This is a genomic window from Pseudooceanicola profundus (genome assembly GCF_054919315.1).
Genome location: NZ_CM142898.1, coordinates 913524 through 933058 on the forward strand (window position 1 = coordinate 913524; position 19535 = coordinate 933058).

17 protein-coding genes are annotated in these 19535 nt (G+C 66.2%); 3 read left to right on the forward strand and 14 right to left on the reverse strand.

Annotated elements, in window-relative coordinates:
* Positions 1-69 precede the first annotated feature (69 nt).
* The 10 genes from ACX9MO_RS04215 to ccoN form a co-directional block, all read right to left on the reverse strand.
* The gene (locus ACX9MO_RS04215; protein WP_222491907.1) at positions 70-2361 is read right to left on the reverse strand and encodes an arginine/lysine/ornithine decarboxylase; all 2292 of its coding nucleotides are present in this window, start codon (positions 2359-2361) and stop codon (positions 70-72) included.
* A gap of 126 nt (positions 2362-2487) precedes the next feature.
* Entirely contained in the window at positions 2488-2646 is a 159-nt protein-coding gene (gene ccoS / locus ACX9MO_RS04220) for a cbb3-type cytochrome oxidase assembly protein CcoS (protein WP_222491905.1), read from the reverse strand.
* Between the two features lie 4 nt (positions 2647-2650).
* A complete protein-coding gene (locus ACX9MO_RS04225) occupies positions 2651-4840 on the reverse strand; it encodes a heavy metal translocating P-type ATPase (RefSeq protein ID WP_462213635.1) in 2190 nt (729 codons plus the stop codon).
* 4 nt (positions 4841-4844) lie between these two features.
* A complete protein-coding gene (locus ACX9MO_RS04230; RefSeq protein ID WP_222491901.1) occupies positions 4845-5324 on the reverse strand; it encodes a FixH family protein in 480 nt (159 codons plus the stop codon).
* Position 5325: 1 nt separating this feature from the next.
* Positions 5326-6762 (reverse strand): cytochrome c oxidase accessory protein CcoG, encoded by a 1437-nt coding sequence (ccoG, locus tag ACX9MO_RS04235; protein WP_462213636.1) that lies wholly within the window; start codon positions 6760-6762, stop codon positions 5326-5328.
* A gap of 114 nt (positions 6763-6876) precedes the next feature.
* Positions 6877-7800, reverse strand: a complete 924-nt coding sequence (locus ACX9MO_RS04240; RefSeq protein ID WP_462213637.1) for a LysR family transcriptional regulator — start codon at positions 7798-7800, stop codon at positions 6877-6879.
* 511 nt (positions 7801-8311) lie between these two features.
* A complete protein-coding gene (ccoP, locus tag ACX9MO_RS04245) occupies positions 8312-9172 on the reverse strand; it encodes a cytochrome-c oxidase, cbb3-type subunit III (RefSeq protein ID WP_462213638.1) in 861 nt (286 codons plus the stop codon).
* Between the two features lies 1 nt (position 9173).
* Positions 9174-9368, reverse strand: a complete 195-nt coding sequence (locus ACX9MO_RS04250; RefSeq protein WP_462213639.1) for a cbb3-type cytochrome c oxidase subunit 3 — start codon at positions 9366-9368, stop codon at positions 9174-9176.
* Positions 9369-9380: 12 nt separating this feature from the next.
* Positions 9381-10106: a cytochrome-c oxidase, cbb3-type subunit II gene (gene ccoO / locus ACX9MO_RS04255; protein WP_222491890.1), complete on the reverse strand. Its 726-nt coding sequence runs from the start codon at positions 10104-10106 to the stop codon at positions 9381-9383.
* A 12-nt stretch (positions 10107-10118) separates the two neighbouring features.
* Positions 10119-11723, reverse strand: coding sequence for a cytochrome-c oxidase, cbb3-type subunit I (ccoN, locus tag ACX9MO_RS04260; RefSeq protein ID WP_222491888.1), 1605 nt, complete (start codon positions 11721-11723; stop codon positions 10119-10121).
* Positions 11724-11937: 214 nt separating this feature from the next.
* Between ccoN and ACX9MO_RS04265 the strand changes: the two genes are divergently transcribed.
* Both ACX9MO_RS04265 and ACX9MO_RS04270 read left to right on the forward strand, forming a co-directional pair.
* A complete protein-coding gene (locus ACX9MO_RS04265) occupies positions 11938-12777 on the forward strand; it encodes a universal stress protein (protein ID WP_222491886.1) in 840 nt (279 codons plus the stop codon).
* Between the two features lie 160 nt (positions 12778-12937).
* The gene (locus ACX9MO_RS04270) at positions 12938-13414 is read left to right on the forward strand and encodes a GNAT family N-acetyltransferase (RefSeq protein WP_462213640.1); all 477 of its coding nucleotides are present in this window, start codon (positions 12938-12940) and stop codon (positions 13412-13414) included.
* A gap of 75 nt (positions 13415-13489) precedes the next feature.
* Here ACX9MO_RS04270 and fnrL read toward each other — a convergent pair whose 3' ends face one another.
* A complete protein-coding gene (gene fnrL, locus ACX9MO_RS04275) occupies positions 13490-14236 on the reverse strand; it encodes a transcriptional regulator FnrL (protein ID WP_222491882.1) in 747 nt (248 codons plus the stop codon).
* 66 nt (positions 14237-14302) lie between these two features.
* On the opposite strand from fnrL, the gene hemN reads away from it, so the two are divergent.
* The gene (gene hemN / locus ACX9MO_RS04280; protein ID WP_462213641.1) at positions 14303-15658 is read left to right on the forward strand and encodes an oxygen-independent coproporphyrinogen III oxidase; all 1356 of its coding nucleotides are present in this window, start codon (positions 14303-14305) and stop codon (positions 15656-15658) included.
* 98 nt (positions 15659-15756) lie between these two features.
* Here the strand turns inward: hemN and ACX9MO_RS04285 are convergent, their stop codons facing one another.
* From ACX9MO_RS04285 to ACX9MO_RS04295, 3 genes are read right to left on the reverse strand one after another with little or no spacing between them, the layout of a single operon-like run.
* Entirely contained in the window at positions 15757-17340 is a 1584-nt protein-coding gene (locus tag ACX9MO_RS04285; protein ID WP_222491878.1) for an ABC transporter ATP-binding protein, read from the reverse strand.
* Complete coding sequence (locus tag ACX9MO_RS04290; RefSeq protein ID WP_222491876.1) at positions 17337-18443, reverse strand: ABC transporter permease; 1107 nt, start codon at positions 18441-18443, stop codon at positions 17337-17339. Before ACX9MO_RS04290 ends, ACX9MO_RS04285 begins: the two co-directional genes overlap by 4 nt.
* 3 nt (positions 18444-18446) lie before the next feature.
* Positions 18447-19535: a microcin C ABC transporter permease YejB gene (locus ACX9MO_RS04295; RefSeq protein ID WP_222491874.1), complete on the reverse strand. Its 1089-nt coding sequence runs from the start codon at positions 19533-19535 to the stop codon at positions 18447-18449.

Consider the following 19535-nt stretch of genomic DNA (forward strand, 5'->3'; position numbering starts at 1 on the left):
GTGACCCGCTGGCCCTGCCCGCCAATGAAAAAGGCCCCCGTCACCGGGGGCCTTGATCATGTCAGCGGCTCACTCCGCCACGCAGTCGGCGAAGTAGACCGGACGGCCGTCCGCGTCCTCCTCCACCACGAGGCCGTGGATGTCGGTCTCGAAGCCCGGGCACTTCAGCGCGAACTCGCGGTTGAAGCGCAGGTAGTCCACGATCTGCGCGTTGAAGACCTCGCCCGGGATCAGCAGGGGAATGCCCGGCGGATAGGGGGTGACGAGGCTGGTGGTGATCCGGCCTTCCAGCTCGTCCACCGGCACCCGTTCGGTCTTGCGCCGGGCAATGCAGGCGAAGGCATCCGAAGGCGTCATCGCCGGGTGGTGTTCGCTCAGGTAGATCTCGGTCGAGAGCCGCGCCACGTCGTATTGCGCGTAGAGCGTGTGGACGTGCTGGCACAGGTCCTGAAGCCCCATCTTCTCGTAGCGCGGCTGCTTGGCGCAGAACTCCGGCATCACCCGCCACAGCGGCTGGTTCTTGTCGTAGTCGTCCTTGAACTGCTGCAACGCCGCCAGCAGCGTGTTCCAGCGGCCCTTGGTGATGCCGATGGTGAACATGATGAAGAAGGAGTAGAGCCCCGTCTTCTCGACCACCACGCCGTGTTCGGTCAGGTACTTCGACACGATCGAGGCGGGGATGCCGTTCTCCTCGAAGCGGCCGTCGATGTTCAGGCCGGGGGTGATGATCGTGGCCTTGATCGGGTCCAGCATGTTGAAGCCGCGGGCCATGTCGCCGAAGCCGTGCCACGCGTCCTCGCCCGAGCTTTCGACGCCCTCGCTGTCGGTCTTCTTCAGTTCCCAGTCGCGGGTGCGGCCCATGCCGTCCTGATTGTGGTCGAAGTCCTCGGGCCCCCAGACCTTGAACCACCAGTCGTTGCCGTATTCCTCGTCGACCTTGCGCATGGCGCGGCGGAAGTCGAGCGCCTCGACGATGCTTTCCTCGACCAGCGCGGTGCCGCCCGGGGGCTCCATCATCGCCGCCGCCACGTCGCAGGAGGCGATGATCGAATACTGCGGGCTGGTGGAGGTGTGCATCAGGTAGCTCTCGTTGAAGAGCGCCCGGTCGAGCTTGGTCTCCTCCGCGTCCTGCACCAGCACGTGGCTCGCCTGCGAAATGCCCGCCAGCAGCTTGTGCACCGACTGGGTCGCATAGGTCACCGACTTGCGTGTGCGCCCACGCTTCAGCCCCATGGCGTGATAGGTGCCGTAGAACGGGTGGAAGGCCGCGTGCGGCAGCCAGGCCTCGTCGAAATGCAGGTTCTCGACCCAGCCGTCGAGCATGTTCTTGATCTCTTCGGTGTTGTAGAGAACGCCGTCGTAGGTCGACTGGGTCAGGGTCATGATGCGGGGCTGCACCGTATCGGCGTCATAGCCCTCCAGCAGGGGGTTCTCGCGGATCTTGGCCTTGATCGCCTCGGGCTCGAACTCGGACCGCGGGATCGGCCCGATGATGCCCCAGTGGTTCCGCGTCGGCCGCAGGAAGACGGGGATCGCACCGGTCATGATGATCGAGTGCAGGATCGACTTGTGACAGTTGCGGTCCACCACCACCACGTCGCCCGGCGCCACGGTATGATGCCAGACCATCTTGTTCGAGGTCGAGGTGCCGTTGGTCACGAAGAAACAGTGATCGGCGTTGAAGATCCGCGCGGCATTGCGCTCGGACGCCCCGATGGCACCGTTGTGGTCCAGAAGCTGGCCCAGTTCCTCGACCGCGTTGCAGACGTCGGCGCGCAGCATGTTCTCACCGTAGAACTGGTGGTACATCTGGCCGATCGGCGATTTCAGGAAGGCCACGCCGCCCGAATGCCCCGGGCAGTGCCACGAGTAGGAGCCGTCCTCGGCGTAGTCCAGCAGCGCCTTGAAGAACGGCGGCTGGATACCTTCGAGGTAGCTCTTGGCCTCGCGGATGATGTGCTTGGCGACGAATTCCGGCGTATCCTCGAACATGTGGATGAAGCCGTGCAGCTCGCGCAGGATGTCGTTGGGCAGGTGCCGCGAGGTCTTGGTCTCACCATAGACGTAGATCGGCACGTCGGCGTTCTTCCAGCGCACTTCCTCGATGAACTGGCGCAGCGAGAGCACCGCCGGATCGAGGTCGGGGCCGGGGCTGAATTCCTCGTCGTCGATGGAGAGAACGAAGGCGCTCGCCCGGCTTTGCTGCTGTGCGAACTGGCTGAGATCACTGTAACCCGTAACGCCGAGCACCTCGAAGCCTTCTTTCTCTATGGCTTCGGCAAGCGCGCGGATACCAAGGCCCGAGGTATTCTCGGACCGGAAATCCTCGTCGATGATAACGATGGGAAAACGGAACTTCATGAGCCTCTCCTCTTGGTCGGCATGGGAAGCCCTATCGTTGTTTCGTCCCCCGCGGTCAACGTCAAGTGCCGCACCCCGGGGGCTGCGGGTCTCTCGCGCAACATCGCCCGTGACAGGCCGGGGCGATCACGGTTTCGGGTGGTCGTCCCACTCGTCCGAGAGGATGCGCCGGGCGTCGCCCTCGGGGTCCTCGTACTGGTTCGAACGCAGCGTGTAGAGGAAGCCGAGCAGGCCCACGCCGCCCAGAAGCAGGGAGATCGGGATCAGCCAGACAAGGATGTTCATGGGGCTACCTCAGCCGCAGGGCGTTCAGGGACACGGTGATCGAGGAGGTCGACATGGCGATGGCCGCCACCAGCGGCGTGGCCAGCCCGACGACCGCCAGCGGCACGGCGATGACGTTGTAAAGCGTGGCGATGCGGAAGTTCTCGCGGATGCGGGCCGTGGCCTTCTGCGCGGTCACCAGCGCCTCAGGAATGGGCGAGAGATCGCCGCCCAGCAGGACGATGTCGGAGGCGACGCGCGCCGCGTCCAGCGCCGAGGCGGGCGAGATCGAGACATGGGCCGTCGTCAGCGCCGCCGTGTCGTTCAGCCCGTCGCCCACCATCAGCACATGGGCGCCCTTCTCTTGCAAAGCACTCACGCGGGCGGCCTTGTCGCCGGGCAGCGCGCCCGCCATCCACTTGCCGATGCCCAGCCGGGTGGCCAGCGCCTCGACCGCCGCCGTGCTGTCGCCCGAGATCAGGATGACCTCCTTGCCCGCCGCCTGCAGCGCCGCCACCGCCTCCGCCGCGCCGGGGCGCAGGGCATCGGTGAAGCGGAAGGCCACCGGGGCCCCCTGCCCCGCGTCGAGGTAGGTCGCGGTCGTGTCGCTTTCGGCGGCGCCAAGCCAGCTGGCACGGCCAAGCCGCACGATACGGTCGCCCATGCGGGCCTCGGTGCCGTAGCCCGGACGCTCGGTCAGATCGGTGATCCGAGCAGGCGCCAGCCCCATGGCGCGGATCGCCTTGGACAGCGCCAGCGACAGCGGATGCGAGGAGCCTTCCGCCAGCGCCAGCACCAGCTCCAGCGTGGGCCGGTCGTAGCGGTCGAGGTCGAGCGGCGCAGGCGTGCCTGCCGTCAGCGTGCCGGTCTTGTCGAAGACCACGGTATCGACCTCGGCCAGACGCTCCAGCGCGGTTTCGTGCTTGATCAGCATCCCCCGCTTGAAGAGCCGCCCGCTGGCCGCCGTGGTGACGGCAGGCACCGCAAGGCCGAGCGCACAGGGGCAGGTGATGATCAGCACGGCGGCCGCGATGTTGAGCGCGGTGCGCAGGTCGCCGGAGTAGAGCCACCAGCCCACGAAGGCGAGGGCCGAGAGGATGTGCACGCCGGGCGCATAGAGCTTGGCCGCGCGGTCCGCCAGAGAGGTGTAGCGCGAGCGGCCGGATTCGGCGATGGCCACCAGTTCGGCCATGCGGTGCAGCGAGGTATCGCGGCCCACGGCGGTGGCCCGTACGGTCAGCGGCCCGGTGAGGTTCACCTCACCCGCGCTGACGCCCTGCCCCGGGGCCGCGAAGACCGGCACCGTCTCGCCGGTCAGCAGCGAGCGGTCCAGCTCCGAGCGGCCCTCGGTGATCTCGCCGTCCACGGGCATCCGTCCGCCGGGCCGCACGAGGATCAGGTCACCGGGGCGCAGGGCCGCGACCTCGACCGTCTCGCTGGTGCCGTCGGCCTGCACGCGCTGTGCGCGTGGCACCTCCAGCGCGGCCAGTTCCTCGGCCGCGGAGCGCGCCACGGCGCGGGTGCGGTGGTCGAGGTAGCGCCCCGCCAGCAGGAAGAAGGTCAGCGTCAGCGCCGCGTCGAAATAGGCGTGTTCCCCCGACAGCATCGTCTCCCACAGCGATGTCACGAGGGCGAGCGCGATGGCCAGCGAGATCGGCACATCCATGTTCAGCCGCCCGGCCTTCAGGGCGGACCACGCATTGCGGAAGAAGGGCTGGCCCGAGAAGGCGATGGTCGGCAGGGTGATCGCCGCGCTGATCCAGTGGAACATGTCGCGGGTCGCATCCTCTGCCCCGGACCAGACCGAGACGGAGAGCAGCATCACGTTCATCGAGGCGAAGCCCGCCACCGCCAGCCGCATCAGCAGGTCGCGCCCCGCCCTGTCGGTCTGGGTCGCGGCCAGCGTGCCGGCGTCCAGTTCATGGGCCTCAAAGCCCGCCCGCGCCAGCACCTGCACGAGGTCCTCGGCGCTGACCGCGCCGTCGGTCTCCACGCTGGCCCGCTTGAGCGTCAGGTTGACCCGCGCCGCCGCAACGCCCGGCGCCGCGGCAAGCGCATGTTCCACCGTCGTGATGCAGGCCGCGCAATGCACCGCGGGCACGGAGAGCGTGATATGCGTCTCCCTCAGCGCGCGGGCCTGCCCCTTGGCAAGCGCATCCGCCGCGGGCGCGGCAGAGCAGGCAGGACAGGCAGAGAAGGCGGCGGCCTCGGTCATGGTCTCAGCGTTTCACGTGCAGGATGACCCGCTGTTCGAAGAGCGTCCCGTCCTCGGCCAGTGCAGTCATGCGGATGTTCCAGTTGCCCGCGGCCAGATCCAGCGGGGCCTCGTAGGTCTTGCCGTTGAAGGCAAAGACCGGTTCCACGTCGTCCTTCACGTGGGTGGCGCGACCGACCACGGCGTGCAGGTCCTTCACCCGCACCGGCTGACCGGCGGCATCGGTGATCGACAGGTGCACCATGCCATCCTCCCAGTCGCCGTAGATCTCCCAGCCGAGCGCCTCCTGCGCCGCGCGCCGGTCATCGAACTGCTGGCTCGCCACGTAGGAGTTCTTCACCTCCAGCCCCGGGAAGGTCCGGATCGCCTGGGTCGCCATCACCACGTTCACGGTGATGATGATCCCGAAGGCCCCGACAAAGCCCGCCAGCACGTGCCAGCCCTTGAGGCGGAAACCGCTGTCGATCTGGTTCGCGTCGCTCATCTCAGTTCGTCCTTCCGTTGAACACGGTGTCCTTCTCGGCATGTTCGCCGCTCGAGACGTCCTCCACAAGGATCGTCACATCGGTCCGCTCGGCCCCGGCGGCGGCGCTGTCGGGCGCGGCCATGATATAGACCCGCTGCAGGCGGATGCTGTCGGCAGGCACGGTAACCACCTCGTCCTCGGCCCCTTCCAGCGTCAGGGTCATGCCCGGCGCGCCCTCCAGCGACACAAGGAAGGGCCGGTCCTCGCCATGCTTGTTGCGCAGGCGCACGTCGTAGGTGTTGCGGATCGTGCCATCGGAGAGGGTCACGAAGGTCGGGTTGCGGATCGGGGCCACGGTCATGTCGATATCCGAGCGCAGGAAGAGCGCCACCACCAGCGCCACGCCGATGGCCGCCCACAGCACGGTATAGAGGATCGTGCGCGGACGCAGGATGTGCTTGATGATCGGGCGCGGCTCGGCGCCCTGACGCTCGGCCTGTTCGTCGGTCAGGGCCATGTAGTCGATCAGCCCGCGCGGCTTGCCGACCTTCTCCATCACGTCGTCGCAGGCGTCGATGCACAGCGCACAGGTGATGCAGGCCAGCTGCTGCCCGTCGCGGATGTCGATCCCCATGGGGCAGACGTTCACGCAGGCGTTGCAGTCGATGCAATCGCCCAGCAGTTCGGCCCCTTCGGCCTTGCGGTGCTTGCCGCGCGGCTCGCCGCGCCATTCGCGGTAGGCCACGGTGATCGTGTCCTCGTCCATCATGGCGGCCTGAATCCGCGGCCACGGGCAGGCATAGATGCAGATCTGCTCGCGCATGAAGCCGCCGAAGATGAACGTTGTCGCGGTCAGCACGAGGATGGTGGTGTAGGCCACCGGATGCGCGTTGAAGGTGACAAGATCCACCAGAAGCGCGGGCGCATCGGTGAAGTAGAACACCCAGGCCCCGCCCGTCGCCATGGCGATCAGAAACCACGTCACCCATTTCGTCACCCGCAGCCGCAGCTTGCGCGCGTCCCATTTCTTCTGCCGGTGCAGGCGCAGGCGGGCGTTGCGGTCGCCCTCGATCCAGCGCTCCACGAGGATGAAGAGATCGGTCCAGACGGTCTGCGGGCAGGTATAGCCGCACCAGACCCGGCCAAGCGCCGAGGTGAAAAGAAAGAGCCCCAGCCCCGCCATCACCAGAAGGCCCGCGATGAAGTAGAACTCATGCGGCCAGATCTCGATGAAAAAGAAGAAGAACCGCCGGTTGGCGAGGTCCACCAGCACCGCCTGGTCGGGCAGCTGCGGGCCCCGGTCCCAGCGGATCCACGGCGTGAGGTAGTAGATGCCGAGGGTGATCGCCATGATCACCCACTTCAGGTTCCGGAAGGTGCCCTTCACGCGCCGGGGGAAGATCGGCTCACGGGCGGTATAGAGACTCTCGGGGGCTTGGGGCTCGGTCGAGGACAAGGAAACACACTCCGGCTGCACACTGGCTGATGGTCTTCTGGCCCGGACAGGGGATCACGGCATTGACTTGGGTCAAATGCGACATTTTCCCGGTACCTTAATTTCACCCGTACCTTAGTTCGGCGGGCCGCCACCGTGTCCCGCCGGTTTGTCTGCCCGCCGTGCCTGCGCCCGTGCCTGTGTCTTCAGCCAGCGGGTGAAATCCCGCACCGGGGGGCGGGCGACCCCGGGCCGGGTCACCAGATAATAGCCCTTCTTGCGCCGATCCTCAAAAAGAAGCCGCAAACGCCCGGCCTCGATGTCCGCTTCGACGAAGGCCCGCCCAACCACGGCGATGCCCTGCCCGTTACGGGCGGCCTCGATCATCAGGTTGCCGGGGGCCGAGGTGACGCCCTTGCTGCGATCAAGCGCCGCACCATGCTCCGCCAGGAAATCCGAGGCCTCGCTTGTGCCCAGTTCCTGCAGCCAGTGGAAGGCGGTCAGCTGCGCCGGGGCGTCATAGGCGCCCTCCCCCACCAGCGCCGGCGCGGCGACGATGGCGATAGAGCTCTCCACCAGCAGCTCCGCCTCCAGCCCCGGCCATGTGCCGGACCCGTAGCGCACGCCGAGGTCGATCCCCCCGGGCTCGATCCGCTTCAGTTCCGGCGAGGGGTCGAGCATGAGCGAGACCCCGGGATGCTGCGCCCGGAAGTCCGCAAGCCGCGGCATCAGCCAGCCCGAGGCAAAGGCCGGCGTGGTGGTGATCTGGAGCGGGCGTTCCGCATCCGCCCCGGTCAGCGCAGCCACGGTGCGCTCGATCGTGTCGAACCCCTCCGACAGGGCCAGCGCCAGCGTACTGCCCGCAGGCGTCAGGGCCCCGCGCCCCGCGTCCCGGTCCAGCAGCGGCAGGCCCATGTGCTCCTCCAGCGCGCGGATCTGCTGGCTGATCGCGGCGTGGCTCACGTTCAGCGCCGCCCCCGCGCCGGACATCGTGCCCGCCTCGGCAAAGGCCGCGAAGGCCCGCAGCGCGGTCAGGGGCGGCAGGGAAAGCCAATCCATATCTGTAAGACCACCTTACACAGCAGAACCATTCCTGATTGGCATTGTGACGCGACAGCCGCGATGTTCAAGGCAGGAAACGACAGCTCAGGAGAAAGACCATGCTCGGTATCTACGCGAAATCTTTCATGACGGCCGCCCGGACGGACCGCCCTGCCCCCCGGAAACCGCGCCGGGAGCGGGGCAAGTGAGCCCCGTTCTCTGGCGTCCCCTCGACGTGGTGGCGGAGGAAGCCCGCCGCCGCTCCGGCTGGCAGAAGGACCAGCCCCTCCCGCACGAGGTCCGGCTGCGCAAACGCACATGACCCCACGCGGGGGCCAGTCCTCTCATCCACTGTTCGGAAATATCCCCGCCGGAGGCTTCAAATCTCTTCTGCGCGTCGGGGGATCAATACGCACGCGATTAACAGGCACGCGACTAACAGGCACCGGCCGTTCAGGAAACGCGCGAACAGGACGAACGGGCCGGTGCCGCCCCGCGCGGGATGCCCGCGCGGGGTGTTCTTGTCAGGTCACTCGCCGCCGCCCAGCTGGTGGACGTAGGTTGCCACGGCGCGGATCTGCGCCTCGGTCAGGCGGCTGTTCCAGTTCGGCATGACACCGAAACGGGCCTGCTCGACCGTCTCCTTGAGGGTGGCGTAGTCGCCGCCATAGAGCCAGATCGCGTCGGTCAGGTTCGGCGCGCCCTGCTCGCGGTCGCCGGTGCCGTCTGCCATGTGGCAGGAGGCACAGTTCTCGGCAAAGACCTCGGCCCCTTCGGAGACCAGACCGGCATCCTGCGGCTCACCGCTCAGCGACATGACGTAGTTCACCACGGCGTCGATCTGGGCATCTTCCAGCAGGTCATCGGTGCCGAAGGCGGGCATCTGCGAGTAGCGTGCATCCGGATCGGTGTCGTTGCGGATACCGTGGGTCACCGTCGTGTGGATCGCCTCGATGTCGCCGCCCCAGAGCCAGTCATCGTCCAGCAGGTTGGGATAGCCCACCGCACCGGCCGCGCCCGAGCCGTGGCACTGCGCGCACCAGGTCTTGAAGACCGCGGCACCGGCAGAGACGGCATATTGGTTCAGCTCCGGATCGCCCGCGATCGAGGTCAGCTCGACCGAGGCGAGCTGCTGGTTGATCTGCATGTTGGCCTGTTCGACAGCGGCGATGTCCTCGGCCACCTCGCCCCGGGTCGAAAACCCCAGAACGCCGGGCGTGGCGCCCGTGATCAGGGGCCATGCGGGGAAGGCGATCGTGTAGAGCACCGCCCAGAAGATGCAGGCATAGAAGGTCCAGAGCCACCAGCGCGGCATCGGGGTGTTGAGCTCTTCGATCCCGTCCCAGCTATGGCCTGTCGTACCGTATTTCTCTTTCAGGTCTTTGCTCATCTCACGCCTCCTTGCGGGCGTTGGCCTCTGCCTTGGCAGGGGCGTTCTCGTGACGGAACGGGATGTTTGCCGTGTCGCGATAGGTCTTCGTGCTCCCGGGACGGATGACCCAGAGGATCACGCCCACGAAGAACAGGAAGAGCGCCAGCAGCATCCAGCTGTCCGCGAACTGACGGAGAAGGGAATAGAGGTCCATGACGTCTCCTCCTTACCGGCTCGCGTCGGGCGTGAAGGTCGAGAAATCGACCAGCGTGCCGAGCATTTGCAGGTAGGCGATCAGCGCATCCATTTCCGTGATGCCGGGTTCGCCGTCGAAGTTGCGGACCTGCGCGCCGGGATAGCGTTCCATCAACCCGTCGATGTCGCCCCAGGGATCGATCTGAACCTTGAAGTCCGCCGCAGCGTTCTCGATCATCTCGTCCGTGTAGGGGACACCGACCATGCGGTGGGTGCTCATCAGGTCCGCCACGTACGTGCCTTCGATCAGCGTGTTGCTGAGGAAGCCGTACTTGGGCATCACCGATTCCGGCACCACCGACTGCGGGTCGGTCAGGTGGTCGACGTGCCACTCGTCCGAGTAGCGGCCGCCGACGCGGGCGAGGTCGGGCCCCGTCCGCTTGGAGCCCCACTGGAACGGGTGATCGTACATCGATTCCGCCGCCAGCGAGTAGTGACCGTAACGCTCCACCTCATCCCGCATCGGCCGGATCATCTGGGAGTGGCACACATAGCAGCCCTCCCGGATGTAGATGTCCCGGCCCGTCAGTTCGAGCGGGGAGTAGGGGCGCACGCCCTCCACTTCCTCGATCGTGTTCTCAAGGTAGAACAGCGGGGCGATTTCAACGATGCCGCCGATCGTGACCACCGCGAAGGAACAGGCCAGCAGCAGCGTGGCGTTCTTTTCGAGGATTTTGTGCTTGTCGAGAATTGCCATCTCTCTCGCTCCTTATTCCGCGGGGACAAGCTGGTTGGTGGCCTCGACCGCCGGGGCCTTGCGGACCGTCAGGTAGAGGTTGATGCACATGATGATCGCACCGGAGATGTAGAGCACCCCGCCCAGACCACGGACCACGTACATCGGGAACTTGGCGGCGACGGTGTCGGCGAAGGAGTTCACGAGGAAGCCGTTCGCATCCACTTCACGCCACATCAGGCCTTCCATGATGCCGGTGACCCACATGGCGGCGGCGTAGAGAACGATGCCGATCGTGGCGAGCCAGAAGTGCCAGGAGACCATCGAGAGGCTGTAGAGCCGTTCGCGGTTCCAGAGCTTGGGCACGAGGAAGTAGAGCGCGCCGAAGGTGATCATGCCGTTCCAGCCAAGTGCGCCGGAGTGGACGTGACCGATGGTCCAGTCGGTGTAGTGCGACAGCGAGTTCACCGCGCGGATCGACATCATCGGGCCTTCGAAGGTGGACATGCCGTAGAAGCCCACTGCGATCACCATCATCCGGATGACCGGGTCGGTGCGCAGCTTGTCCCATGCGCCCGAGAGGGTCATCAGGCCGTTGATCATGCCGCCCCAGCTGGGCATCCAGAGCACGACCGAGAACACCATGCCGAGCGTCGAGGCCCAGTCAGGCAGCGCGGTGTAGTGCAGGTGGTGCGGACCGGCCCAGATGTAGATGAAGATCAGCGCCCAGAAGTGGATGATCGACAGCTTGTAGGAATAGACCGGTTTCTCGGCCTGCTTGGGGATGAAGTAATACATCATGCCCAGGAAGCCCGCGGTCAGGAAGAAGCCCACGGCGTTGTGGCCGTACCACCACTGGGTCATGGCGTCCTGCACACCGGCGAAGACCTGCACCGACTTGGAACCGAAGATCGAGACCGGGATCGCGAGGTTGTTGACCACGTGCAGCATGGCGACGGTCACGATGAACGAGAGGTAGAACCAGTTCGCCACGTAGATGTGGGGTTCCTTCCGCTTGATGATCGTGCCGAGGAAGACCGCGAGGTAGCAGACCCAGACGATGGTCAGCCACCAGTCCACGTACCATTCGGGCTCTGCGTATTCCTTGGACTGAGTCGCGCCGAGGATGTAGCCGGTGGCCGCCAGGACGATGAAAAGATTGTAGCCCCAGAACACGAACCACGCGAGGTTGCCGCCCCAGAGCCGCGTCGCCGAAGTCCGCTGCACCACGTAGAACGAGGTGGCGATCAGGGCGTTGCCGCCAAAGGCGAAGATCACCGCAGAGGTGTGCAGAGGCCGCAGACGCGCGAAGTTCATGTACCCCTGCGCCCATTCGAAGTTGAGGGCGGGGAAGGCCAGCTGGAAGGCGATGAAGGTCCCGGCCGCGAAGCCGACCACGCCCCAGAGCGCGGTAGCCACCACGCCGTAGCGCACCACCCCGTCCATGTATTCCCCTGAAAGATCGACCTTTTTGACCGGCTCGCCGGTCTTCCTCACCGTCCACAGGAACAGACCGCCAGCGACCAGCATGATCGTCAGCGCGTTCACCATGTACGCCAGGTCTCGTGCGAAGTTGGCCGCGATCATCGCCAGAAGCGTGATCAGGCCCAGCACGATGAGCTTGAAGTAATTCGTCATAACGCGTCCCTTTGTCCAGCCGCACGCACCCTCCCTCGCGACGAGTCACGAGCACGTGAGGTTCTTTTCAGACTGAGAGCTTAATGCGGGGACTACCGGCGAACCGCCTTGATCTGCATCAACACTCGCAACTCGCATCCTTGACCGGGGTCAATGTCAGGAAGATTAAATGCGCATAGGTTGTCTGAGCAACCTTCGGAAAGGAAGGACTCCAATGGTGTACAAATCTATCTTTACCGCGCTCACCGATAAGGCGCTTGTGAAACCCCTTCTCGAGAAGGCCTCTGCCCTGGCCGCCGACTACGGGGCGCATCTCGATGTGCTCTGCCTTGGCGTCGACCGGACGCAGGTGGGCTACTACTACGCCGGCGCCTCTGCCGCGGTGATCCAGGAAACCATGGAGCGCACCAAGGCCGAGGCCGTCGAGCTAGAAGAGCTGGCCAAGGCCGAGCTGACCAAGCTGGGCGGGCGCTGGTCCACCGATTCCGCCGTGGCCCAGCTGGGCGATCTCGGGCGTCACGTCGCGGCCCGGGCCCGGTTCACCGACATCGCCGTGCTGCCCACGCCCTACGGCGAAGGCCGCGGGATGGAACTGGAGCCGGTGGTCGAGGCTGCCATGTTCGACGGACAGGTGCCGGTGATCGTGGTCCCCGATGCCGCCACGCCCTCTGCCAAGCCGAAGCGAATCGTCGTCGCCTGGAACGAGAGCCGCGAAGCGCTGGATGCGATTCGCGCCGCCCTTCCGATCCTGATCACCGCCGAGAACGTGCACATCACGGTCATCGACCCGCCGGTGCATGGGCCGAACCGCTCCGATCCGGGCGGGATGCTGGCCCAGTACCTCTCCCGGCACGGCATCCACGCCGAGATCGACGTGCTCTCCAAGACGGTGCCGCGCATCTCCGACGTGCTGCGCCGCCACGCCAGCGAGATCGGTGCCGACATGATCGTCATGGGGGCCTACGGCCACTCCCGCTTCCGCGAGGCGATCCTCGGCGGGGCCACGCGCAACATGCTGGAAGAGGCCCACGTGCCGGTCTTCATGTCCCACTGAGCCCGCGGCATCAGGTTTGAACACGCACGGGGCGGGCCATCTGGTCCGCCCCGCTCGCGTCTGGCCGGGGCCCCGTGGCCCCTCCCCTCATTGAGCGCTGGCTCTTTGGGCCGCGCCCCTCCCCCGCTAGGCTTTCAGAAATCCTAGACCGGAGGCCCCAATGCCCCCCCTGCCCGCGTCCCTTCCCGCCGGAGTGTCCCTCGCCCGGCCCGCCGACCTGCCCCGCGTGCAGGAGATCGTCGAGGCGGCCTATGGTCCCTGGACCCCGCTCCTCGGCCAGCGGGCGGGACCGATGGATGACGACTACGCCGCCTTCATCGCCAACGGCCACGCGCTGATCTACCGCCCCGACGGGCAGGAGGTGCTGGGCCTTCTGGTGCTGATCCCGCAGGCGGATGCCCTGATGCTCGACAACGTGGCGCTCGCGGCGGAGGCCAAGGGCAAGGGCCACGGGCGCATCCTTCTCGACGCGGCGGAGCAGATCGCCCGCGCCATGGGGCGGGACCGCATCCGGCTCTACACCCACGAGAAGATGGCCGCGAACATCGCGATCTACGCCGCCCGCGGCTATGTCGAAACCGCGCGGATCACCGAGAAGGGGCGCAACCGGGTCTACATGGAAAAGATGCTCGGTTGAGGTCGTGCACCGCCCGTCCGGACATGCAAAAGCCGCGGTCTCCCGCGGCTTTTCACGTCAGGGATACGACGCAGCTCAGGCCAGCATGCCGCCGTCGCTGTCGTCGCCCGCCTCTTCCAGCAGGCGGCCGAAATCGGGGATCGTCACGTGGCGCTTGCCCTGCAACTCGATCACCCCGTCCCGCTTCAGTGCCGAGACCTGCCGGCTCACCGTCTCCAGCGTCAGGCCGAGGTAATCGGCCATCGCCTCGCGGGTCAGGGGCAGGTCGAAGACCAGCGGCCCGTCGGTGCCGCGCAGGTGCAGCGTCGCATCGCGCCGGGCGATGATCGCCAGCAGCGAGGCGATCTTCTCGCGCGCGGTCTTGCGCCCCAGCACCAGCATCCATTCCCGTGCCGCGTCGAGCTCATCGAGCGTCATCTGGAGCAGGCGCTGCGCAATATGTGGCGTCGTCTCCATCATCTGCTCGAAGGGCTTCTTGCGGAAGCAGCACATGACGAGATCGGTCGTCGCCACCACGTCATAGGCAGAGCCCTGACGCCCGGGGCGACCGACGAAATCGGAGGGCAGCAACAGCCCCACCATCTGGGTGCGGCCGTCTTCCATGGTCTGGGTCAGCGTGGCGATTCCCGACACGACAGAGCCCACGAAATCCATCCTGTCGCCGGACCAGATGACGGTCTGGCCGGCCTCGAAACTGCGGTAGTACTTGATTTCCTCGAGCTGCTCGAGCTCGTCCGCCTCGCAGCGGGCGCAGACGGCGCGGTGGCGGATGGGGCAGTCGCCACAATCATGCGAGCCGATCGAAAAAGCTTCCTGCAACATAATAACACTTCATGAGATTGATCTGGGTCAAGGCTTCTGCCGGCCGCTTTCGTCAAAGGTAAGTGCATGATACCGAAAACGCAACTTGAACGGCTGGGACTGTTTGACGCGAAAGTGCCGCGGTACACCAGCTACCCCACGGCGCCGCATTTTTCCGATGCGGTCGGGCCGGAGAGCTTTGGCAACTGGATCGGGGCCATCCCCGCCGGATCGTCGATCTCTCTCTATGTCCACGTGCCGTTTTGCCGGCGTCTGTGCTGGTTCTGCGCCTGCCGCACGCAGGGCACCCAGAGCGACAGCCCGGTGGCGGCCTACCTGCAAATTCTCAAGGCCGAGCTTCAGTTGCTGAAGGCGCGCCTGCCCGAGGGCGTCACCCTGTCGCGGCTGCACTGGGGCGGCGGCACGCCGACCCTGCTGTCCGCCGGGATGATGTCCGAACTGGCCGGGGCGATCTTCGACACCGTGCCGCTTGGCCCGGAGGCCGAGTTCTCGGTCGAGATCGACCCGAACGAGATCGACGCCGACCGGGTGCAGGCGCTCAAGCTTGCGGGGATGAACCGCGCCTCGATCGGGGTGCAGGACTTCGACCCCGAGATCCAGAATACCATCGGCCGCATCCAGAGCTTCGAGATCACCCGCGACGCGGTGGCGGCCCTGCGCGAGGCAGGCGTCTACAGCCTGAACGCCGACATCCTCTTCGGCCTGCCGCACCAGAGCCGCGCCCGCATCACCGAAAGCGTGCAGAAGCTGCTGGCCCTCGGCCCCGACCGGGTGGCCCTTTATGGCTATGCCCATGTGCCGTGGATGGCGCGGCGGCAGTCGATGATTCCCTCGGACGCGCTGCCGACGCCCACCGAACGGCTCGACTTCTTCGAGACGGCGCGCCAGCTCTTCAAGTGGGACGGCTACGCCGAGATCGGGATCGACCATTTCGCCACGCCGGAGGACGGCCTCGCCGTCGCCCAGCAGGCGGGCAGGCTGCGCCGCAACTTCCAAGGCTACACGGACGATCAGTCCGAGGTGCTGATCGGCATCGGCGCCTCGTCGATCTCCCGCTTCCCGCAGGGCTACGCGCAGAACGCGCCCGCCACTTCGGCCCATAACGCCGCGATCCGCGAGGGCCGCTTCTCGACCGCCAAGGGCCATGCATTCACGCCGGACGACTTGCTGCGCGGCCGGATCATCGAGGCGCTGATGTGCGATTTCTCCGTGTCCACGCAGGACCTGCGCGACCGGTTCGGCATCCCGGTCGAGACCGCGCGCCAGCTCTACGACCACGCCGCGGCGGGCTTCGAGGGGCTGCTGGAGGTCTCGGACGCAGGACTGCTGATCCCCGAGGACGCGCGCCCGCTGACGCGGATCATCGCGCGCAGCTTCGACGCCTATGACATGACGAAGGCGAAACACTCCTCGGCGATCTGAGGTCGGCCATCCGAGGCCCGCCATCTCAGGCTGGGGAGACGCCCCCGCGACATGCACGACCGGCCCACGGGCCGGTCGTTGCCGTTCCGGTCGCCGGTTCAGTTCATCGTCGCCGCGGCCAGCAGGGCGCGGGTATAGGGGTCCTGCGGGGTCTCGAAGATCTGCGCCGCGGTCCCCTCCTCGATCACGTCGCCCTGCTTCATCACCAGCACCCGGTGCGACATGGCGCGCACCACGTTCAGGTCGTGGCTGATGAAGAGATAGGTCAGCCCGTGCTTCTCCTGCAGCCGGCGCAGCAGGTCGACGATCTGCACCTGCACCGTCATGTCGAGGGCCGAGGTCGGCTCGTCCAGCACCACTAGTTTCGGTTGCAGGATCATCGCGCGGGCGATGGCGATCCGCTGCCGCTGCCCGCCGGAGAATTCGTGCGGGTAGCGTGTCATCGCCTCCGGGTCGAGGCCGACCTCGGTCATCACTTCGGCCACCAGCTCCCGCTTGGAGCGGCCCGCGCCGACCTTGTGAACGCCCAGCCCCTCCGCGATGATCTGCTCGCAGGTCATCCGGGGCGAGAGCGAGCCGAAGGGGTCCTGGAACACGATCTGCATGTCCTTGCGCAGGCCGCGCAGCGCCCGGGTCGAGACGTTGCGGATGTCGCGACCCTCGAAGGTGATGCCGCCCTCGGAGGCGATGAGCCGCATGATCGCCAGCGCCAGCGTCGTCTTGCCGGAGCCCGACTCGCCCACGATGCCCAGCGTCTCGCCCTTGTGGACGCGGATCGAGGTGTCGTTGACCGCCTTCACGTGGCCCACCGTCCGCTTGAGGAAGCCGCGCTGGATCGGGAACCAGATTTTCAGGTGCTCGGTCTCCACCACCACGGGGGCGGTTTCGGCCGCAGGCAGGGGCGCGCCGGTGGCATGGGCCGCCAGCAGCATCTGGGTATAGGGGTGCTGCGGATTGTCGAAGATCTCGGCCGTGGGACCGGTCTCGACGATATGGCCGTCCTTCATGACGCAGACCCGGTCGGCGATGCGGCGCACGATGTTCAGGTCATGGGTGATGAAGAGCATCCCCATGCCGGTCTCGTCCTTCAGCTTGGCCAGCAGGTCGAGGATCTGCGCCTGGATCGTCACGTCGAGCGCGGTGGTCGGTTCGTCCGCCACCAGCATCTTGGGATCGTTGGCCAGCGCCATGGCGATCATGACCCGCTGCCGCTGCCCGCCGGACAGCTGGTGAGGATAGGCGCCCAGCCTCTCCTCCGGGTCGCGGATGCCGACCTGGTGCAACAGTTCGATGATGCGCGCGCGGGCCTTGTCACCCACGACCCCCTGGTGCTGTGCCAGCGTCTCGCCCAGCTGTTTCTCCAGCGTGTGGAGCGGGTTGAGCGAGGTCATCGGCTCCTGGAAGATGAAGCTGATCTCGTTGCCCCGGACCGACCGCAGGGTCTGCATGTCCGCGCCGACCATCTCGGTGCCACCGAAGGTGACGGAACCGCTGACCTCGGCGCTGTCGCCCAGAAGCTGCACGGTGGAGAGCGCCGAGACAGACTTGCCCGAGCCGCTTTCGCCCACCAGAGCCACCGTCTCGCCCCGGTCAACGGCAAAGGAGACGCCGTGCACCGCCTCGATCCGCTTGCCGTCCTGCCGGAAGGCGACGGTCAGGTTGTTCACCTCGAGCAGGCTCATTGGAAGGTCTTTCTCGGGTCAAAGGCATCGCGCACGCCTTCGAAGATGAAGACGAGGAGCGAGAGCATCGCGGCGAACACGAAGAAGGCCGTGAAGGCCAGCCAGGGCGCCTGAAGGTTCTGTTTCGCCTGCAGCGTCAGCTCCCCCAGCGAGGGCGCCGAGGACGGCAGGCCGTAGCCGAGGAAGTCGAGCGAGGCCAGCGCCCCGATCGTCCCGGTCACGATGAAGGGCAGCATGGTCAGCGTGGCCACCATGGCGTTGGGCAGCATGTGGCGGAACATGATCACCGCGTTCGACACGCCCAGCGCCCGCGCGGCGCGGACGTATTCGAGGTTGCGGGCCCGCAGGAATTCCGCCCGTACCACCCCCACGAGAGAGGTCCAGCCGAAGAGCACCATGAGGAACACCAGCAGCCAGAAACTGCGTCCGAGGATCGCGAAGAGGATGATGATGATGTAGAGCTGCGGCACGCCCGACCAGATCTCGATGAAGCGCTGGAAGAAGAGGTCCAGCCGCCCGCCGAAGAAGCCCTGCAACGCTCCCGCCGTCACCCCGATGATCGAGGACAGCGTGGTGACGATCAGCGTGAAGAGGATCGACAGCCGGAAGCCGTAGATCACCCGGGCCAGCACGTCGCGCTTGGTGTCGTCGGTGCCCAGCCAGTTCTGGCTGTTGGGCGGCAGCGGGGCCGCGCCGGGACGGTCCACGGGGCGCGAGTAGGAATAGGGGATCGGCGGCCAGATCATCCAGCCCTTCTCGATCGCCTCGCCGTTGACCATGCCGGTCCGCGCCTCTTCCATGATCCCTTCGGGGTCATCGAAACAGGCATCCAGCCCGCCCGACACGATGAGGCATTTCACCTCCGGGTCGGAATAGACCGCCTCGGTCTGGAAATCGCCACCGAAGGCCGTCTCGGGGTAGAAGTTGAAGATCGGCGCCATCAACTCGCCGCGGTAGCGGACCACGATGGGTTTGTCGTTGGCAATGAACTCGGCAAATAGCGAGAGCACGAAGAGCACGGTGAAGATCACCAGCGACCAATAGGCCCGCTTGTTGCGGCGGAAGTTGCGCCAGCGGCGCTGGTTCAGGGGCGAAAGCGCCATCCGTCAGCCCTCCCGCTTCTCGAAGTCGATCCGCGGATCGACGACGACATACATGAGGTCAGAGATGATGCCCACCACGAGGCCGATGAGGCCGAAGACGAAGAGCGTGCCGAAGATCACCGGGTAATCCCGCGCCACCGCCGCCTCGAAGCCCAGCCGGCCGAGGCCGTCGAGCGAGAACAGCGTCTCAATGATCACCGAGCCGCCGAAGAAGACGCCGATGAAGAGCGAGGGGAAGCCCGCGATCACGATCAGCATCGCGTTGCGGAAGACGTGGCCATAGAGCACGCGGCGTTCGCTCAGGCCCTTGGCCCTTGCGGTCATGACGTAGTGCTTCTTGATCTCGTCGAGGAAGGAGTTCTTGGTCAGCAGCGTCAGCGTGGCAAAGGCCGAGATGGTCGAGGCGATCACCGGCAGGGTTATGTGCCAGAGGTAGTCGAGGATCTTGCCGATCAGCGAGAGGTCCGCGAAATTGTCCGAGGTCAGGCCGCGCAGCGGGAAGATGCGCCAGTAGGAGCCCCCGGCGAAGAGCACCAGCAGCAGGATGCCGAAGAGGAAGCCCGGGATCGCATAGGCCACGATCACGGCGGCCGAGGTCCATGTGTCGAACTTCGAGCCGTCCTGCACCGCCTTGCGGATCCCTAACGGGATCGAGATCAGGTAGGCGATCAGCGTGGACCAGAGCCCCAGCGTGATCGACACGGGCATCTTCTCCAGCACGAGGTCCACGACCGAGATCGAGCGGAAGTAACTCTCGCCGAAGTCGAGCCGCATGTAGCCCCACATCATGGTGAGGAAGCGTTCCAGCGGCGGCTTGTCGAAGCCGAATTCCTTCTCCAGCTTCTCGATGAACTCGGGCGGCAGGCCCCGCGCCCCGGCGTAGGTCTCGCTCCCCGCGGCGGCGGCGGAGTTCATCCCGTCCTGCCCGGCCCCGGAGAAGCCCGAGAACACATCCCCCTGCCCTTCCTGCTGGGCGATGATCTGTTCGATCGGCCCGCCGGGCACGAATTGCGTCAGGGCAAAGTTGATCACCATGATCCCCAGCAGCGTGGGGATCACCAGCAGCAGGCGGCGAAGAATGTAGGCTCCCAT

Excerpts from the sequence above, each read along its gene's own strand:
- ACX9MO_RS04240 (WP_462213637.1), bottom strand. The coding sequence starts at position 7,800 with ATGGATTGGCTTTCCCTGCCGCCCCTGACCGCGCTGCGGGCCTTCGCG.
- fnrL (WP_222491882.1), bottom strand. The coding sequence starts at position 14,236 with ATGTTGCAGGAAGCTTTTTCGATCGGCTCGCATGATTGTGGCGACTGC.
- ACX9MO_RS04250 (WP_462213639.1), bottom strand. The coding sequence starts at position 9,368 with ATGGACCTCTATTCCCTTCTCCGTCAGTTCGCGGACAGCTGGATGCTG.
- ACX9MO_RS04215 (WP_222491907.1), bottom strand. The coding sequence starts at position 2,361 with ATGAAGTTCCGTTTTCCCATCGTTATCATCGACGAGGATTTCCGGTCC.
- ccoN (WP_222491888.1), bottom strand. The coding sequence starts at position 11,723 with ATGACGAATTACTTCAAGCTCATCGTGCTGGGCCTGATCACGCTTCTG.
- ACX9MO_RS04225 (WP_462213635.1), bottom strand. The coding sequence starts at position 4,840 with ATGACCGAGGCCGCCGCCTTCTCTGCCTGTCCTGCCTGCTCTGCCGCG.
- ACX9MO_RS04270 (WP_462213640.1), top strand. The coding sequence starts at position 12,938 with ATGCCCCCCCTGCCCGCGTCCCTTCCCGCCGGAGTGTCCCTCGCCCGG.
- ccoS (WP_222491905.1), bottom strand. The coding sequence starts at position 2,646 with ATGAACATCCTTGTCTGGCTGATCCCGATCTCCCTGCTTCTGGGCGGC.
- hemN (WP_462213641.1), top strand. The coding sequence starts at position 14,303 with ATGATACCGAAAACGCAACTTGAACGGCTGGGACTGTTTGACGCGAAA.
- ACX9MO_RS04265 (WP_222491886.1), top strand. The coding sequence starts at position 11,938 with ATGGTGTACAAATCTATCTTTACCGCGCTCACCGATAAGGCGCTTGTG.
- ccoP (WP_462213638.1), bottom strand. The coding sequence starts at position 9,172 with ATGAGCAAAGACCTGAAAGAGAAATACGGTACGACAGGCCATAGCTGG.
- ACX9MO_RS04285 (WP_222491878.1), bottom strand. The coding sequence starts at position 17,340 with ATGAGCCTGCTCGAGGTGAACAACCTGACCGTCGCCTTCCGGCAGGAC.
- ACX9MO_RS04230 (WP_222491901.1), bottom strand. The coding sequence starts at position 5,324 with ATGAGCGACGCGAACCAGATCGACAGCGGTTTCCGCCTCAAGGGCTGG.
- ACX9MO_RS04295 (WP_222491874.1), bottom strand. The coding sequence starts at position 19,535 with ATGGGAGCCTACATTCTTCGCCGCCTGCTGCTGGTGATCCCCACGCTG.
- ccoO (WP_222491890.1), bottom strand. The coding sequence starts at position 10,106 with ATGGCAATTCTCGACAAGCACAAAATCCTCGAAAAGAACGCCACGCTG.
- ACX9MO_RS04290 (WP_222491876.1), bottom strand. The coding sequence starts at position 18,443 with ATGGCGCTTTCGCCCCTGAACCAGCGCCGCTGGCGCAACTTCCGCCGC.